Here is an 18203-nt window from a genome sequence, read left to right as displayed (position 1 = left end):
TAAGCTAGCTGCTTTTCTTCTGTGTGTTTTGCTGTGCACTAGTATCCATTAATGGCTCCAAATGCCAGATGTCATCACTGTATTGACTAATGGTTCTATCGCTCGAAAACATGCCACTGGCTGCAGTATTCAAAATACTCATTTTTGTCCAGTGAGCAGTATCTAAGTAGGCTTGTTCAACTTGCTCTTGCGCTTCTACAAAGCTGGCAAAATCATGAGCGACTAACCATGGATCGTGCGGGCTCTTAATCGCCGCAATAATGTCGTCAAATAAATTAGGCTCAAACAGGTTAAAATGTCCGCTCTCAAGTAATTGCATTACTTTATAGAGGCTGTCAGTTTGGTGAATAATCTGCTCAGGATTATAGTGTGCTTTGATATCGTCAATTTGCTCTGCACGTGCACCAAATAAGAAGAAGTTATCAGCACCCACTGCATCACGAATTTCAATGTTAGCGCCATCTAACGTACCTATAGTCAAAGCACCGTTCATCATGAACTTCATGTTACCTGTGCCAGATGCTTCTTTACCTGCTGTAGAAATTTGCTCAGATAAATCAGTTGCTGGGCAAATAGTTTCCATGGCTGTTACGTTGTAGTTAGGTAAAAAAGCAACTCTTAAATACGGTTTAGCAAGCGGATCTTTATTGATCACTTCTGCTACGTTATTAATTAATTTAATAATTTTCTTCGCCATGTAGTAACCTGGTGCAGCTTTACCGCCCAGTAGCACGCAACGAGGAACAATGTTTGCTGTATCGCCTTGGCGAATACGATCGTAAAGGTGAATAACGTGCAGTACGTTTAATAGCTGACGCTTATATTCGTGAATACGTTTAACTTGCACGTCAAACATCATTTCTGCGTCAAACTGTACACCACAGCGGTTTTTTACTAATTCAACAAGGCGTTGCTTATTAGTATGCTTTACAGCTTGCCATTGTTTATGGAATTTAGGGTCGTCATATAGACGGCGTAACTGGCTAATTTTGCTAAAGTCAGCAACCCATTCATCACCAATGTGTTGATTAAGTAGTTTTGCTAATTCAGGGTTACAATGTGCTAACCAACGACGCGGTGTTACACCATTGGTTTTATTATTGAATTTATCTGGCCATAGCTGATAAAACTCGTTAAATAAGCCAGCTTTAAGCAGCTCAGTGTGAAGTGCAGCCACACCATTAACCGAATAACTACCTACAATCGCTAAATATGCCATGCGAATTTGCGGCTCAGGGCCTTCTTCGATAAGCGATAGCGCACGCTGTTTTTCAACATCACCAGGCCAAGCTAACGCAACTTCGGCTAAGAAACGCGCATTGATTTCATAAATAATTTCTAAGATACGCGGTAGTAATCGTGCAAATAAAGATACTGACCACTTTTCTAATGCTTCAGGAAGTAAAGTGTGGTTTGTATAAGCCATGGTCTTAGTCGTGATAGACCACGCTTCTTGCCAATCTAGCTCATACTCATCAACCAAAATACGCATAAGCTCAGCAACAGCAATACTTGGGTGCGTATCGTTTAATTGAAAAACATGGTAATCAGCAAAGTCAGAGAAGTCTTCGCCATGTTTGCTAACCCAGGTATCAATGATGTCTTGTAGACTCGCCGATGATAAGAAGTATTGCTGACGTAAACGCAGCTCTTTACCGTTCTCGCTACTATCATTTGGGTAAAGTACCATTGTGATTTGTTCAGCTAAGTTTTTACGCGCTACAGCTTCTGAGTAACTACCCGCATTGAACTCGCTTAAATCAAATTCGTCAGTGGCTTCTGATTTCCATAAACGTAGGGTGTTTACAATATCGTTCTTGTAACCCGGAATCGGCACATCATAAGGAACAGCTAACACATCATGAGAATCTAGCCATTGACGGTGTTCACGACCCTGTTTATCAGTATAGCTTTCAACATGACCGAAGAATTTTACGCGTTTTGATTGCTCAGGTGCACTCAGCTCCCACGGGTGCCCTTCGCGTAACCAATTATCTGGTTGTTCAATTTGATGACCATTTTCAATAGCTTGATTAAACATGCCATATTCATAACGAATACCATAGCCAACCACTGGTAATGCAAGACTTGCACAGCTATCTAAAAAACATGCAGCTAAGCGCCCTAAGCCACCATTACCTAGACCTGCATCATGCTCAGCCTCCGCAACTTGCTCAAGTTCGGTGCAGTATTCTTGCAACGCCTTAGCTACTTGCTCATCTAAATCTAAGTTTAAAATCGCATTGCCAAGGGCGCGGCCCATTAAAAATTCAAGTGACAAGTAAGCTGTTTTACGGCGTTTTTGTTCATGAATTTGCTGTTTTGTTATTCGGCAACGAGCAACTAATCGGTCACGAATAGTTAATGCTAATGCATGGTATAAATACAGTTGTGATTTACCTACTTTGTCACGTCCAAGGGTGTAATAAAAATGGCGTGATAAATCATCGTCTAAGGTACTTTCATCAACTGTAGGCGCATCCTGCCAGCCCTTAACAACACATACTTGATCGGCATTTTTAGCCATGATTAAGATCCTCTGAATTGGCGGTAAAAACCCAGCTGCTCATTGCAGCAATCTCGTGTTCCTTGTCAACAAACTGAGTTGACATTGGATGAATGCTGGTCAGCGCTAACTGCCATTTTCCTTTATCTAAGTTAGGAAGTTGGCAAGTTACAGGCTCTGATCCTGCATTTAATATGATCAATAAAGCTTGATTTGTGTGCTTGTCAGTCAGGCTGTATATCAGCACCTGGCGATCGCCTTGATGCCAATCGTCTTGTTGCATATTGGTGCCTGATTCAGTGAACCACGCGACGTCATAACGCGGGTCATTGTCGTGAACAAAAAAGCGGTGTTTAAAAATGCTGAACTGCTTACGAATGCGCAAAACATCGTCAATAAAACGTGTAAGAGGATGACTAAATTGTGAGTCTTTCCATGCAAGCCAACTTGTGCGATTGTTTTGACAATAGGCGTTGTTGTTACCACCTTGTGAGTGTGCCATTTCGCTTCCTAATGAAAGCATAGGCACGCCTTTAGAAAGCAACAAAGTTAACAGCATATTTTTTTGTTGCTGTAAGCGTAATTTGCTCACTTGTGGGTCATTGGTAAACCCTTCAACGCCACAATTGAATGAGTGATTGTCACTGTGTCCATCACGATTTTGCTCGCCATTGGCTTCGTTATGTTTATTCTCGTAACTAACTAAATCTGCAAGCGTAAAACCATCATGACTAGTGATAAAATTGATACTGTTAAGTGGCCCACGTAGGTTATGCTCAAACAAGTCAAACGAGCCATGTAAACGTTTTGCAAGCTCACCAATTACGCCCTGTTCTTGTTTCCAAAAGCGTCTTATCGTATCGCGATATTTATCATTCCATTCACGCCACGGTGCCGGAAAAGCCCCTAATTGGTAACCTCCTGGGCCTATATCCCAAGGCTCTGCAATGAGTTTAACTTGGCTGAGTAAGGGGTCTTGATTAATCGCTTGGAAAAACGCATGTGCCTGATTAAAGCCATTTGGGTTACGCGCTAAAATGGTTGCTAAGTCAAAACGAAAGCCATCGACCCCCATCACTTCAACCCAATAACGCAAGCTATCAAGTACCAGCTGTAAAGAACGAGGCGAATCAATATTTACCGTGTTACCACAGCCGGTATCATTAATATAATGCTGCGGTTTATCAGCAACAGTGCGGTAATAACCTAAATTGTCTAAGCCACGTAGTGATAAAATAGGCCCATCTGTGCCCGCCTCAGCTGTGTGGTTATAAACCACGTCGAGTATTACTTCTATGTCCGCTTTGTGAAGCGCTGCCACCATTTCTTGAAACTCACTAATATCATCATTAACGAGATACTCTTTATGCGGCGTAAAGAAGTTAAGCGTGTTGTAGCCCCAGTAATTTTGTAAACCTTTAGCGGTAAGAAACTGCTCGCTGATAAATGCATGAATAGGTAATAATTCTAGGCAAGTCACCCCAATAGTGCGTAAATGCTCAATAAAGCTAGGATGGCTTAAACCTAAAAACTTACCTTGTAACGATTTTGGGATCTCAGGATGACGACAGGTTGCACCAACTACATGACATTCGTAAATAACCGTTTTACCCCAGCTGTGATTCGGCTTTTTACCTGTGTAAGGTGCCAACTCACGAACTCGAGATTTTGGAATATCAATAGCATTGTTAACCTGGCTTAACTTTCCTACAGGCATTTGCCCATAGTGACGTTCACTCCACGTAAACTCGCCATATAAATCACGCGCATAAGGGTCTAACAGCAATTTGTGATTATTAAAAAATAGTCCTTTTTCGGGTGCGTACTCACCATCAGCGCGAAAGCCATACAAGGCGCCACTTTTCAGAGGACTCACTTTTAGTGTCCAGATACCGCCTTCGTTCATATGCATCGCTAGGGTGAGAATTTCTGAATGACCACTGCTATCAAATAAGCATAAAGACATATGTTGTGCTTGTGGTGCGTACACAGCAAAGTTTACGCCCTCACCAACAACAGATGCCCCTAAAGGCGAGCTCACCCCAACTTCGAGTTCAACACTATGACTCATCGCTCACCTTCTTAAGGTAAATTGTCGCAAGACCAGGCAAAGACACACTGATGCTTTGATTAAAGCCATGGCTTTCAATCGCTTGGCTTACGATGATTTGCTCTGCGTGACTAGTTGCATCAACGCCAGAACCAAAATAGTCCGCTTTATCTGTGTTCAAAATAACTTGATAAGTACCAGCTTTTGGCACACCTATCACGTAGTCGTGATACACCTGTGGCGTTAAATTACATATCACAACCACAAAATCTTCTGCTTTCTTTGCATAGCGAATAAAGCTAAACATACTTTGCTCAGCATTATTGCTATCGAGCCACGCGAAGCCCGCTGGGCTGGTATCTTGCTCGTATAAAGCTGGCGTACTAGTGTAAACAGCATTTAAATCTTTAATCGTTTGCTGCATGCCACTGTGGCTAATATGCTCAAGTAAATGCCAATCAAGCGATTGGTCGTGATTCCACTCTTTACGCTGGGCGATTTCAGCACCCATAAACAATAATTTTTTACCTGGATGCGCCCACATAAAGGCATAATATGCACGTAAGTTTGCAAACTTTTGCCAGTCGTCCCCTGGCATTTTTTCAATTAATGAGCCTTTACCATGCACCACTTCATCATGGCTAAGCGGTAAAATATAGTTCTCGCTGTAGGCGTAAACCATCGAAAAAGTCATTTCGTGGTGGTGATGCGAACGGTAAAGGGAATCGCGCTGCATATAATGCAAACTGTCATTCATCCACCCCATATTCCACTTATAACCAAAACCTAAACCATCATGGTCAACTTGGCGCGTAACACCCGGCCACGCAGTTGACTCTTCAGCCACCATCATAATGCCCGGATTTTTTGCATAGCAGCGCATATTGACTTGTTTTAAGCACTCAATAGCGCCTAAGTTTTCTCTGCCGCCGTATTGATTTGCAACCCATTGCCCTTCTTCACGGCTGTAGTCTAAATAAAGCATTGAGGCAACCGCATCCACACGTAAGCCATCAATACCAAATTCATGTAGCCAGTACATTGCATTCGCAATCAGAAAGCTACGAACCTCTGCGCGGTCATAATTGTAGATATAGGTATTCCAATCAGGGTGAAAACCTTGTCTCACATCAGCGTGTTCGTATAGATGGGTGCCATCAAAACGATGTAAACCATGAGGATCACTTGGGAAATGACCAGGTACCCAGTCAAGAATAAGGCCAATATCGGCTTCGTGACATTGCTCGACGAAGTAAACAAAATCTTCAAAGCTGCCATAGCGACTGGTCGGGGCAAATAATCCAACGGGTTGATAACCCCAAGAACCATCAAATGGGTACTCGCTGATTGGCATTAATTGTAGATGCGTAAAGCCAAGCTCTTTAGTGTAAGGAATAAGATTTTCAGCAAGTTCACGCCATGTGAGATAGCGCTTGCCGTCATCTCGTCTTTGCCAAGAACCCGCATGCACTTCATAAATACTAACAGGCGCATCAACACTGTTTCTTTTTGCACGATTTGCTAACGCCCTTTCAGAAAGCTGAATACCTGTTTTTAGCTTTTGTAGCACTGACGCTGTACCCGGTGCTTGTTGCATCTTAAACGCAAATGGATCAGCTTTATCAAGCACTTCTCCGGTCACAGTGGTGATAGCAAATTTATAGCATTGATGCTCTTTAAGCCCAGGAATAAACAACTCCCATACCCCACTGGCAGGATGAAAACGCATAAAATGACGATTACGCTGCCAATAGTTGAATTCACCAATAATAGATACACTACTGGCATTCGGTGCCCACACTGTAAAGCGAACACCATCAACCCCTTGTTGAGTCACAAAATGTGCACCAAAATGTTGATACGCATACTCTAAACTGCCTTCATTAAACAGATACATCGCCTGTTCATCTAAGCTGCTTTCAAAGCTGTACTCATCATATTGTTGATGAGTAAATTCATTGCTATAGCTAACATCCAGCTGGTAGTCAGGTTTCGTTTTTGATTTGATATTTGCGACAAATAAATGACTATCACATTGTTGCTGCGCAACGATTTTTTCTGTGCCAAGCAGAATCGAAACACTGCTTGCGCCAGGCAAAAAGCAACGAATTTCATAGCTCGTAGGGCCACTTTTATGCGCCCCAAGAAAGCTGAAAGGATCTCTAAAACAACCACTGGCTAATGCATCGATTTGTTTTTGATAAATAACAGATTGTGCACTTTGCTCTTGACGAACACGACTTCGCATTATTGATTCCTTATCGAAATTAAATTGGCTAAGAATGACTGTTGCGCTTCGATAATCTGCGCAGCTGGACGCGACAATAAACGCCGCCAATTTGGGTACTCTTTATCAGTACCGGGGATATTTACAGGCAGTATTTGCTGATCTAAGTCATCTATTTGAATAGTAAATAGCTTTGCTGGTGCTGCCGCTAATGAGGATGCCAACGCTTCATAAACCGTAAAGGCATCTGTTTCTAACGATAAATGCTGGTGTGACTCTCGTGCGATAAAATTAAGCATACGATGCTTTTCAATGTTTCTCGCATCGAATTGAGCCCGAGTTTGCTCATCATCAAGCAAACCATATTGTTGTTTAATCGTAATATCGTGGCCAATCCACCAGCCTTTGAATGGTGGTACATCATGGTTGGCTATCATTAAAAGGCTATGAGGCGCAAAATGCTCAGCCGCTAAAAACTCGCCTTGATAATCTTTTTCAAAGTAGAACAACCCATTTGAATAGATTGCACTTGCTTTTAATGCTTCACGCACTTCATTAGGTACCACACCTAAATCTTCACCAATTACGACGCATTGATTAAGATGAGATTCAATTTTAAGCACTGCTAATAACTGTTCAAACGGATAATAAACATAACAACCATCTTGCTGGGAATTATTCTCAAAACACCACCAAAGACGGCGAATTGCCATTACATGGTCAATTCTAAGACCACCCACATCTTCCATATTGGCCCGGATAAGAGAGCGATAAAAAGCAAAGTTGTCTTTACTTAACTTTTGTGGATTCAGTGCTGGCAAACCCCAATTCTGACCATGTTCAGCCCAAGGATCTGGCGGAGCTCCAACATGAGCATTTTCGGCAAATAGCTCATTTTGGCTTTTGAACTCACTGCCATCACCTGCACAGCCAACGGCTAAGTCATTAATAAGGCCAATTGCCATACCGCTATCACGGGCAGCTTGCTGGCAGATATTTAATTGAAGGTGAGCTTGCCATTGTAAATAGCTAGCATAATCACGGTCGCCAACCAACATGGTCGACAGGCTGCGTTTATGGGTTTCACAAAAACGAGCGAACTGCTGTTTTCGCTCTTCTGAAGCAAACTCACAAAATTGTTGATATAAACAGCTAAACACTTGATATTTAAAATCACTAACCGATGTATAATCAATGTAAGTCGCATCGGTTTGCGGTTTATTTGCCAATAATTTATCAAGTGCATTATTATTTTTGGCGTCTTCGCATAATGACACAGCAATATACAGCGGGTTCAATAACGCTCGGCTATTTGGACTATAAGGACTCGCCCTCTCAGGACTGTGTTCAAACAATAAATGCAGCGGATTAAGCAACACATAATCCATATTGTTAGTCGCGGCTGCTTTAATAAGTTTTGTTAAATCAGCGAAATCACCAATTCCTAACCCCTCTTCATTGCATAAGCTATAAAGCTGAATGGATAAGCCCAAACGCTTTTTATCATCAATAGAAAAGCTTTCTTTAGGTGTGATCCATAGCTGACTGTGAGCTTGCTGATATGCCACTGTAATGAGTGCATCATGGTAACCGATTGGCATTTCAGGAACTGGCAATGCAAGCTCAAGATAACGAATGCCGTTTAGGCCGTAATCACCTAGTACAGCTAAACCTTGCAAGTTTTCACAAGTAAAATGAATATCAAGCGAAGGCACGCTTAGAGTACATGAGCGTGTTAATAAACGCTCATCAACGCGTACTTTCAAAATTGGATGGTGTGCCTCAATAATGCTTGTATGAGGCAACAAGTTCAGCCAAGTACCTGCATCTAATGCAAAATTAAGTTGGTTTATTACATCAGAATCTTGGGTATCTATACCGCAACAACTAAGCGCCTGCTTGCGTGTACTTTCATCGAAAATAACATGCTCACCAGTGTATTTAGTATATTCATAGCCTATGCCATGCAGGTAATATAACTGAGATAGTGAGTGCATCAAAACACCTAAGCGCGCTGGGTATTAACAATGCTGTTATCAGTACCAAAACCGTTAGGAATATAACCATCAGCTTGGTGGTCGTTGTCCCATGTCTCGCCATTGATTAGATAACGGAAGTGAAACTCTTGATCAAGTGGTAAACGCTGCTTGCATTTGAAAACTTGCTCTTTTTTATTGAACTTCATTGGCACAGGCTGCCAATCTGTAAACTCCGCAACTAATTGCACATCTTCAGCATCAGGATGCTTAAATTCAAAAGTAACTTCGGTTTCGTCTTTAGTTTTAAAAAAACGTTTGCTTAGCATAGTGGGCTCCAATTCAACCAATTGGTAAATTAATCCTTGCCACAGTACCGCATTCAACGACTCTATAAGCGGAGGCTGTGCGTTCCAGGTTTCATAAACTTGATTACCAAATCATCAAGTTCATTAAGTAAATCAAACCTATATTTACGCATTATGACAGTGCAGCTGTTTATTTTTCGCACCAAGATAGTGCGTAAATCAAACAAAAATTACAACAATCATATTGCTGTATTATTACGAGCAATAACTGAACCAAGTTGATGATAAAATACACTTTAATTTCAGTATGTTTTATCTACTCTCGTAATGACTTATAAAAAGTAGATAACAAATTGGGTTGGGTAAAGTGAATTAAATTGAAGTGAACAATTAGAGCAAAAACACTAAAAAACACTATTTTATTTCGTAAAAAATATAAGCATATAATTTACAAAAATAAATTACATTGTTTCTGTAAGGTAAATTATATAAATCTATATGAGACATATATAAATCGTTATTCCTTCCAGAAAAAACCTACAAAACAAAGCAAAACCAACCGTTAATTTTTACTACCCAATTAACTTATTTAAAAACTACCCAAGCAGAAAGACAAAAACAATAAGTACAAAATCGTAAATTTAAAATTTAAAACTAGTTATCAAACCAACATCAGACCCAGCTTTAAAATAAAAATAAAAACCTTTTTAAAATTTAAAAGCGGACGTTTTTCCAGTGAAGTAAATTTATTTTACATCGTAAACGCTAAGCGAATATTATTAGCTCACTACCACCCCACAAATAGAGCTTATACTCTAAACAATGTGAATTTTCACATTTTGTACCAATCTAAACACCATTATCAATAAAACGCTTTTGCTAACTTATCTGTAACAATATAATTACTGACATTATAAAGGTGAGCACAACTTATAAAAATGCACCAAAATGGTACTCTAGATGACAAATGCAATACGAACTTCATTCACGATTATTATTACTATAATTGCTTTCGCTTATGGGATGAGTATCTTATTAACAAAAAAAATTAATGATTTAAATTATATTGATAGCGGAATAGAGCTGTACTATTTAACTGGTGTAGAATCGCAGATAACAAAAACGGCTTGGTATAATATTTTATTAAGTGGGCAAAACATAATAAGAAAAGAGAATGAAACCTATATAGTAATAAATTCTGAGCAAGGGCTGACTGTCGCGGCACTTTCATCAGATATAATATTATCTACACTGTTAGCTCCAATAAATATAATTATACTATTATTATTGATAATGGCAGTAAGCTGGATAGTTAATATAAGAGTACAAACTCGAAATGAGAGTTACACTCTCAAATTGCTTAATACTCAAGCATCTGATTTACTTAAAAGTCTCAACTTAGCTACCAGCTCTACAGCTAAACAACCACATATTGAGCAACTCCGCGTCAACTATGACGCTCTTAGCACGCATATCACTAACTACACTAAAGAGTCTGAAATAAGTATATTTCAAGATAAGCTCACTCACCTGCTTGACCGCCACGCATACATAGAGCATTTAGCCAAACAACTTAGAATCGCAGAGCGACAAAAATATCGTTGCGCATTACTTTTTATTGACTTAGATGGTTTTAAACAAGTAAATGATTCTTTTGGTCATAGTTTTGGGGATGAAATTCTAATACAAGTCGCATCACGCTTAAGTAGCATAATGCGACACCATAAGTTATCTAACTTATCTCCGACGAGCCAACTAGATCAAAACTTAGCCCGACTAGGTGGTGATGAATTTTCGATATTTATTGACCTTAAAGAATGTAAAAATAGAGCCTTAGATGTAGCGCAAAATGTTTTACACGAAATAGAACGTGACTTCGTTTTAGGTAATAAACTAATAAAAATTAGTGCAAGTATAGGCATTGCGGTTTACCCAGATAGTGCAGCCACACCACAATCACTGTTACAGATGGCTGATGTTGCTATGTATAGAGCAAAAACCGATGGTCGGGGCATTTTTAAAGTCTATTCACCTGATATGGGCAAGAAAATTAGGCGATATCATTATTTACTTGACGAAATGCGTCTTGCAATTGCAAGCGAAAATTTTCATTTATCGTTTCAACCTATTGTTGATGTTGATGACTGCGCCATTGATTATTTTGAAGCGCTTGTTAGGTGGGAGCACCCAAAAGAAGGACTTATTTCTCCTGAGGAGTTTATTCCGATCGCAGAAGAGTCGAATATTATTCTAGAACTTGGAGACTGGATAATGCTCGAATCATGTAGGCAAATGTCGGCATGGTACAACGCTGGTATGAGAAAAGTTAAAATATCTGTAAATATCTCTGGAGTACAGTTAAAGCATTGCAATATCTATGATTGGGTTATGGATAAACTATCAAAAACAGGCCTCCCTGCCCACGCATTAATGCTTGAAATCACTGAATCTACTTTTATTGAAGCAAGCAATAAGATTATTCAAACACTCGAACAATTGCGTGCAGAAGGTATTACTATCGCAATTGATGACTTTGGGACTGGCTTTAGCTCGTTAAGTACGCTTGCAGATCTTCCAATTGATGTTATTAAATTAGATCGTCTATTCGTATCGCAAGCTAAAGATAACGCTAAATACCATAAAATAATGCACTCTGTGAGCGAGCTAGGTGCTAAGCTCGGTTTAAAAGTCGTGGCTGAAGGTGTTGAAGATGTAAAACAATTTGAATTGGTAAAATCTATGGGTATCAACAGTATTCAAGGTTATTTGATAAGTCACCCAGAGTCATCTTTAAATGTAGGGCACAAAGTTTTGCAAGATAACTTAAACTTTATATCAGCCACCGGCCGTGGTGTTTGGAATATACAAAAATAGCATAAACCGCTATAATCCCAGCTATTAATCTGTACTTTTACCCTGTTGATGTTAAAAAAAAGCCTATTAACCATTTTTTTAGTTTCCTTCGCGATCACTAGCCTACTCATTGGTTCATCTATTTACACTCTCTATAGTAAGAAAAGATTGTCTGTAGACCCCAAAGTCAAAGAAATCTCAGGGATTGAATTTGATAAATTTAATCGACTTTGGGCCATAAACGACAGTGGCGATCAACCCAAGTTGTACCGCCTTAATCAAGATGGGTCTATTGCAAAAGAAATCTTGGTAACCAATGCTAAAAACATTGATTGGGAAGATATGACGCAAAATAAATTTGGTCATTTCTTTTTGGGTGATTTTGGCAATAACAAAAACGACCGAAAATGGTTAACCATTTATAAAATCGAAAATCCAATCGATATTAAAGGTGACACCACTGAAGCAGAGATTATCAAGTTTACATACCCCGAAATGGATGGCCGCCCCATCCAACCTGATCAGCGAAATTTTGATTTAGAAGCCTTTGTAGCCTTAGGGCGACATTTATATCTATTTACCAAAAATCGTACTGAGCCATTTGATGGCATTACTAAAGTTTACAAAGTAGGCGATCATGCAGCTAATTTTGATGCACAGTTAATTGATTCGTTCAAAACTTGCACAACCATGGAAAAGCTGTGTTGGATCACTTCCGCGGCGCTTAGCCCAGATAGAACTAAGTTGGTTCTACTTGATTCCACCAGTATTTGGTTATTTGAGAACTTTCGGGGTGATAAGTTTTTTTCTGGTGATGTATCACGTATTGACTTAGGTATTGTTACGCAAAAAGAAGCCATCACTTTTTACGATGACAACACGATTGTTTTTACAGACGAAGAGTTTAAAGGCATTGGTGGTAATGCCTATGTTATAAAGCTTGATGAAGTCGAAAAGAAGGTCATCCGCAAAGCGCCTCAAGCTGATACAAATTAAGTTCTATAGGCAAAAACTAAATCAAAGGTTAACGCTTAAACTTCGTTTCTAAAATCACCGACGACGTTGTTCGCTCAACACCATCTAGGTTACCAATGTCATCTAACAAGTGGCTTAACTTTTCAAGGTTTTGAGCTTGCACAACGGCGATCAAATCAAATTCACCGCTAATTGCATAGAGCTGTGAAATAGCATCAATCTGCTTTAGTTCAAGGTTCGTTTTAGTGGTCAATTTTTGTTTCACTTTAATCGAAACGTGGGCTGATACCATTTGGCTCAAATAGGCATCTCCATAGTCTACGCTGTAGCCTTTGATCACCCCTGTTTCTTCTAATTTTAACATTCGGCTTTGAACTGTTGAGCGCGATAAGTTAAGCGCCCTCGCTAGGTCTGAAATACTCGCACGCGCGTTGGTTCTTAAGATAGCTAATAGTTTTTCATCTTGTGAAGTTATCACTTTGACTACTCTTTTCGTTAATTTGCTTTTTATTTTAGTCATTTTTCACAAAATAGCACTGCAAATTTAAGTCCCTAACCCAGATAATAAGAAAAATAGATAAGAAAAATAATCTCATCGTGCTTAATTAGGCAGGAACGGCTTAACTGACCTATTTTTTGCAATTTAACTTTTTTCATACTAAGCCAGATTTAGGTGCAACAAATGCAAGTAACAAGAGAACTTTTTAACGACGTAATGGTACCAAACTACAACCCATCAGAGGTTATTCCTGTTCGCGGTGAAGGATCACGTGTTTGGGATCAAAACGGTAAAGAATTTATCGACTTTGCTGGTGGTATTGCCGTTAACTGTTTAGGCCATTGTCACCCAGCGCTTGTCAATGCACTGAAAGAGCAAGGCGAAAAAATTTGGCACTTATCAAACGTAATGACAAATGAGCCTGCACTTCGCCTAGCTAAAAAGTTAACTGACGCTACATTTGCAGATAAAGTATATTTTGCAAACTCAGGTGCAGAAGCTAACGAAGCGGCATTAAAATTAGCGCGTCGTTGGGCATTAGATGTACACGGCGAGCAAAAGAACCAAATCATCGCGTTTAACAAAGGTTTCCACGGACGTACATTCTTCACTGTTACCGTAGGTGGTCAAGCTGCTTACTCAGATGGTTTCGGCCCTAAGCCTGCTGCTGTTGATCACTGTGATTATAACGATTTAGCTGCTTTTGAAGCGCTTATCAGTGACAACACATGTGCCGTAATGATGGAACCACTACAAGGTGAAGGCGGTATCATTTCGCCAACGAGCGATTTTATCAAAGGTGTTCGCGCATTATGTGATAAACACAATGCTTTACTTATTTTTGATGAAGTACAAACAGGTGTTGGCCGTACAGGTGATTTATACGCATACCAAGGCTTAGATGTAACACCAGATATCCTAACAACAGCAAAAGCGTTAGGCGGTGGTTTCCCAATTGGTGCGATGATCACAACAGCAAGCATTGCAGCGCATTTAAAAGTAGGTACACATGGTTCTACTTACGGCGGTAACCCACTTGCATGTGCGGTAGCTGAAGCTGCTTTTGATACTGTTAACACAGCAGAAGTACTAGCCGGTGTTAAAGAGCGCGAACAGCTGTTACGCGATGGCTTTGCTGCAATCAACGAAAAATACGACGTATTTAGTGAAGTACGTGGTAAAGGTCTATTATTAGGTGCAGTACTTAACAGCAAATTTGAAGGCCGTGCACGTGATTTCCTAGTAGCAAGCACTAAGCACGGTTTAATGAGCCTTGTTGCTGGTACAAACGTTGTGCGCTTTACGCCATCTTTAGTTATTCCATTAGAGGATATCAAAGAAGGGTTAGCTCGCTTTGAAAAAGCGGTTGCAGACGTTGTAAACGGTTAATCCTAGTTGGCGCATGCTTAAAGCATGCGCCATTGGAGTGCACTTAATGCAAGTATTACGTCCTATAACAGCAAATGATTTTGCTGCGTTAAAACAAATTGCTGTTGAATCTGGTCATGGTTTTACCTCGTTACCAGTTGACGACAATTTACTACAAGAAAAAATTGAACGCGCTGAACGCAGTTTTGCAAAAGATATTAATAAACCACAAGACGAAACCTATTTATTTGTATTAGAAGACAGTGAAACGGGTGACGTTATCGGCACAACGGCTATCGAAGCTGCTGTAGGAATGTCGGTTCCTTTGTATCATTACCACCAAGGTAAAACTGTTCACCATTCACCTACTCTCAATGTATATAACACGGTTGATATTCTGAGTATGTGTAATGACTACACTGGTTGCTCTGAAATTTGTACCTTGTTCTTACGAGAGCAAAACCGCAAAGGTTTAACAGGTCGCTTTTTATCGCGTTCTCGCTTTTTATTTATGGCCCAGCATAGCGAGCGTTTTGCTGATACCATTATCGCAGAAATGCGTGGTGTAAGTGATGAAGATGGCCATTCACCTTTTTGGCAGTGGTTACAAGAACACTTTTTTAGCATTGAGTTCCCACAGGCTGACCATTTAGTCGGTTTAGGCGATAAAGTTTTCATCAGCGAGTTAATGCCGAAGTACCCTATTTATGCCAACTTACTGAGCAAAAAAGCACAAGCTGTGATTGGTAAGGTTCATGAAAAAACCAAGCCTGCGCTTAAACTTTTGGAAAAAGAAGGGTTTGAGCACCGTGGTTATGTTGACTTATTCGATGCAGGGCCAACGGTAGAAGCAAAGCTTGGCAATATTCGCAGTGTCCGTGAGTCACAAGTGTGCCCTATCAGCATTGGTGAGCTTGCGCATATCAATGAGCAAAGCTCAGATACATTAGCTATTTGCAACCAAGGCGTAAATGATTTTAGAGCCACATTCACCAAGCATGCTCATTATAACCACGCTAAGCACACATTAATCGTCAGCCAAGAAGTGGCAGATGCACTTAAATTAAAACAAGGGGATGCAGCACGGTTTTTCCGTTTGTAACCACTTAAGGAGTTTAAAATGAGTGTCACAACTCAACTTATCGATAACCAATGGCAAGCAGGCCTTGGTCATGATTTTAGTTCAATCAACCCAAGTAATGGCGAGGTTGTTTGGCAAGGTAAAACAGCCACAGCTGAACAAGTCGCTGATGCAATCAAAGCAGCTCGTAGTGCGCAGTTAGGCTGGGCTGATATGACTCTTGAAGAGCGTATCGTTATTCTTGAAAACTTTGCAGCAGAGCTTAAAGAGCATAGCGAAGAATTTGCAACGATCATTGCCCGCGAAACAGGTAAACCGCTTTGGGAAACACGTACTGAAGTAGGTGCAATGACGGGTAAAATCGCCATTTCAATCAGAGCCTATAACGAACGTACGGGTACCACAGAAAACCCAATGCCTGGCGCTAAAGCATTTATTCGTCATAAGCCACATGGTGTTGTTGCAGTGTTTGGTCCTTATAACTTCCCGGGCCACTTACCAAATGGCCATATTGTGCCAGCTATTTTAGCGGGTAATACCGTTGTATTTAAGCCGTCAGAACTAACGCCTCATGTTGCTGAGTTCACTTTAAAACTTTGGCTAAAAGCTGGCTTACCAGCCGGTGTCATCAACCTTGTGCAAGGTGAAGTAGACACAGGTATTGCTCTTGCTTCTCACCAAGATATTGATGGCTTATTCTTTACGGGTAGCTCAAATACAGGTCACCTATTACATAAGCAATTTGCAGGTCACCCAGGTAAAATTTTAGCGCTTGAAATGGGTGGTAATAACCCACTGATCGTAAAAGATGTCGCAGATGTAAGTGCGGCTGTTCACGACATTATTCAGTCTGGTTTCATTACCTCTGGCCAACGTTGTACCTGTTCTCGTCGTTTATTTATCGAGAACTCGGCAAATGGTGATGCAATTTTAGAAAAATTAATTGCTGCAACAAAACAAATTAAAGTCGCCGACAGCTTTAGCGAAGATCAACCATTTATGGGTGCAATGATCAGCGAAAAAGCAGCACTAGGTATGGTTGCAGCTCAGCAGCAGTTGCTTGATATGGGAGCAACCTCTCTTGTCGAACTTAAGCATCTTGAGCCGGGCACTGGTTTTGTAAGCCCTGGTATTATTGATGTAACGGCTGTTAAAGATATGCCTGATGAAGAGCACTTTGGTCCTCTTATCAAAGTTTATCGCTACACAGATTTCGATAGCGCGATTAATGAAGCAAATAACACCTCATTTGGTTTATCTGCTGGTTTATTAAGTGATGATAGCGATGACTACCAGCATTTCTTAAAACGTATTCGTGCCGGTATTGTTAACTGGAACCGACCAATTACAGGCGCATCTAGCGCTGCACCATTTGGTGGTATTGGTGCCAGTGGTAACCACAGAGCGAGCGCTTATTACGCTGCTGACTACTGTGCATACCCTGTTGCTTCTGTTGAAGCCGAAAAAGTTAACTTACCACAGACCCTTGCGCCGGGCTTAATTATTGAATAATTGTTTGGCGGCCTCGCCGCCTTAATTGAAGGAATTAAACATGCACACAGATGTAAACGCCCTATTTGAAAACCTATGGGACAACTATTTATCAGTTACGCCATCGGCGGTAAAAGTACATGAGTTACTTGGCTCAACCCAAAAAGATGACGTGATTAACGATCACATTGCTTTACGTACTTTTAACCATGAAAAAATCGGGTTAGAAAAACTAGCTGCGCACTTTTTAGCAGTTGGCTACAAAGAATGCGGCGAGTACCATTTCGAAGCGAAAAAACTATACGCAAAGCACTTCGAACACTCAGATCCTAAGCAACCTAAAGTTTTCATTTCTGAATTACTTGTTGAGCAATGTTCAGAAGAGCTGCAAACGATTGTCAACGACATGGTTGCACAGATTGACGAAAACGCTGTTACAGCCGATAATTTCCTGTATTCTGGTACGCACTGGCAAGTAAGTTCAGACACTTACAAAAAACTGCTCGCAGAAAGTGAATATGCAGCATGGATGTCAGCATGGGGTTACCGTGCTAATCACTTTACGGTGAGCATCAATGAGTTGGCTAAATTCGATGATATCGAAAGTGTAAACCAAGCACTTAAAGATGCGGGTTTTGCGCTAAATACATCTGGCGGCGAAATCAAAGGTTCACCAGAGGTATTACTCGAGCAATCTTCAACCCTTGCTGATGACAGCGAAGTTGAATTTAGCGATGGTGTTGTTGCCGTACCAAGTTGTTTTTATGAGTTTGCTTTGCGCTACGCAAAACCAGATGGTGAGCTATACACTGGCTTTGTTGCAGCATCAGCTGACAAAATATTTGAGAGCACCAATGCTCGATAACTAA

The 18203-nt window shown here is 40.5% G+C and carries 12 protein-coding genes; 6 read left to right on the top strand and 6 right to left on the bottom strand.

The features are described from left to right. Positions 1–4 precede the first annotated feature (4 nt). The 5 genes from CWC02_RS04065 to CWC02_RS04045 are packed head-to-tail and all read right to left on the bottom strand — an operon-like array spanning position 5 to position 9088. The gene (locus tag CWC02_RS04065) at positions 5–2527 is read right to left on the bottom strand and encodes a glycogen/starch/alpha-glucan phosphorylase (RefSeq protein WP_138616555.1); all 2523 of its coding nucleotides are present in this window, start codon (positions 2525–2527) and stop codon (positions 5–7) included. Further along, positions 2520–4577, bottom strand: a complete 2058-nt coding sequence (gene glgX, locus CWC02_RS04060) for a glycogen debranching protein GlgX (protein ID WP_138616553.1) — start codon at positions 4575–4577, stop codon at positions 2520–2522. The genes CWC02_RS04065 and glgX overlap by 8 nt, the downstream gene beginning before the upstream one ends. Continuing rightward, complete coding sequence (gene glgB / locus CWC02_RS04055; protein WP_138616551.1) at positions 4567–6804, bottom strand: 1,4-alpha-glucan branching protein GlgB; 2238 nt, start codon at positions 6802–6804, stop codon at positions 4567–4569. Before glgB ends, glgX begins: the two co-directional genes overlap by 11 nt. Further along, positions 6804–8780, bottom strand: a complete 1977-nt coding sequence (gene malQ / locus CWC02_RS04050; protein WP_138616549.1) for a 4-alpha-glucanotransferase — start codon at positions 8778–8780, stop codon at positions 6804–6806. The genes glgB and malQ overlap by 1 nt, the downstream gene beginning before the upstream one ends. 8 nt (positions 8781–8788) lie before the next feature. Continuing rightward, positions 8789–9088, bottom strand: a complete 300-nt coding sequence (locus CWC02_RS04045; RefSeq protein WP_054551968.1) for an isoamylase early set domain-containing protein — start codon at positions 9086–9088, stop codon at positions 8789–8791. A gap of 939 nt (positions 9089–10027) precedes the next feature. On the opposite strand from CWC02_RS04045, the gene CWC02_RS04040 reads away from it, so the two are divergent. Further along, positions 10028–11941, top strand: a complete 1914-nt coding sequence (locus CWC02_RS04040) for a putative bifunctional diguanylate cyclase/phosphodiesterase (RefSeq protein ID WP_138616547.1) — start codon at positions 10028–10030, stop codon at positions 11939–11941. A 48-nt stretch (positions 11942–11989) separates the two neighbouring features. Continuing rightward, positions 11990–12916 (top strand): hypothetical protein, encoded by a 927-nt coding sequence (locus CWC02_RS04035; RefSeq protein WP_138616545.1) that lies wholly within the window; start codon positions 11990–11992, stop codon positions 12914–12916. 28 nt (positions 12917–12944) lie between these two features. Here the strand turns inward: CWC02_RS04035 and CWC02_RS04030 are convergent, their stop codons facing one another. Next, positions 12945–13373: an Lrp/AsnC family transcriptional regulator gene (locus CWC02_RS04030; RefSeq protein WP_054554593.1), complete on the bottom strand. Its 429-nt coding sequence runs from the start codon at positions 13371–13373 to the stop codon at positions 12945–12947. A 204-nt stretch (positions 13374–13577) separates the two neighbouring features. Here CWC02_RS04030 and CWC02_RS04025 point away from each other — a divergent pair, with 204 nt between their 5' ends. From CWC02_RS04025 to CWC02_RS04010, 4 genes are read left to right on the top strand one after another with little or no spacing between them, the layout of a single operon-like run. Further along, positions 13578–14783, top strand: a complete 1206-nt coding sequence (locus CWC02_RS04025) for an aspartate aminotransferase family protein (RefSeq protein WP_138616543.1) — start codon at positions 13578–13580, stop codon at positions 14781–14783. A gap of 46 nt (positions 14784–14829) precedes the next feature. Further along, positions 14830–15864 carry an arginine N-succinyltransferase gene (astA, locus tag CWC02_RS04020; RefSeq protein WP_062565696.1) on the top strand — a complete coding sequence of 345 codons (1035 nt, stop codon included), beginning with the start codon at positions 14830–14832 and terminating at the stop codon, positions 15862–15864. An 18-nt stretch (positions 15865–15882) separates the two neighbouring features. Next, the gene (astD, locus tag CWC02_RS04015; RefSeq protein ID WP_138616541.1) at positions 15883–17355 is read left to right on the top strand and encodes a succinylglutamate-semialdehyde dehydrogenase; all 1473 of its coding nucleotides are present in this window, start codon (positions 15883–15885) and stop codon (positions 17353–17355) included. A 40-nt stretch (positions 17356–17395) separates the two neighbouring features. Further along, positions 17396–18199 carry a DUF1338 domain-containing protein gene (locus tag CWC02_RS04010; RefSeq protein WP_138616539.1) on the top strand — a complete coding sequence of 268 codons (804 nt, stop codon included), beginning with the start codon at positions 17396–17398 and terminating at the stop codon, positions 18197–18199. Positions 18200–18203 lie beyond the last annotated feature (4 nt).

This window comes from Pseudoalteromonas sp. S2721 (assembly GCF_005887425.1).
GTDB lineage: Bacteria > Pseudomonadota > Gammaproteobacteria > Enterobacterales > Alteromonadaceae > Pseudoalteromonas > Pseudoalteromonas simplex.
This window is presented reverse-complemented; position numbering and strand designations above follow the sequence as displayed.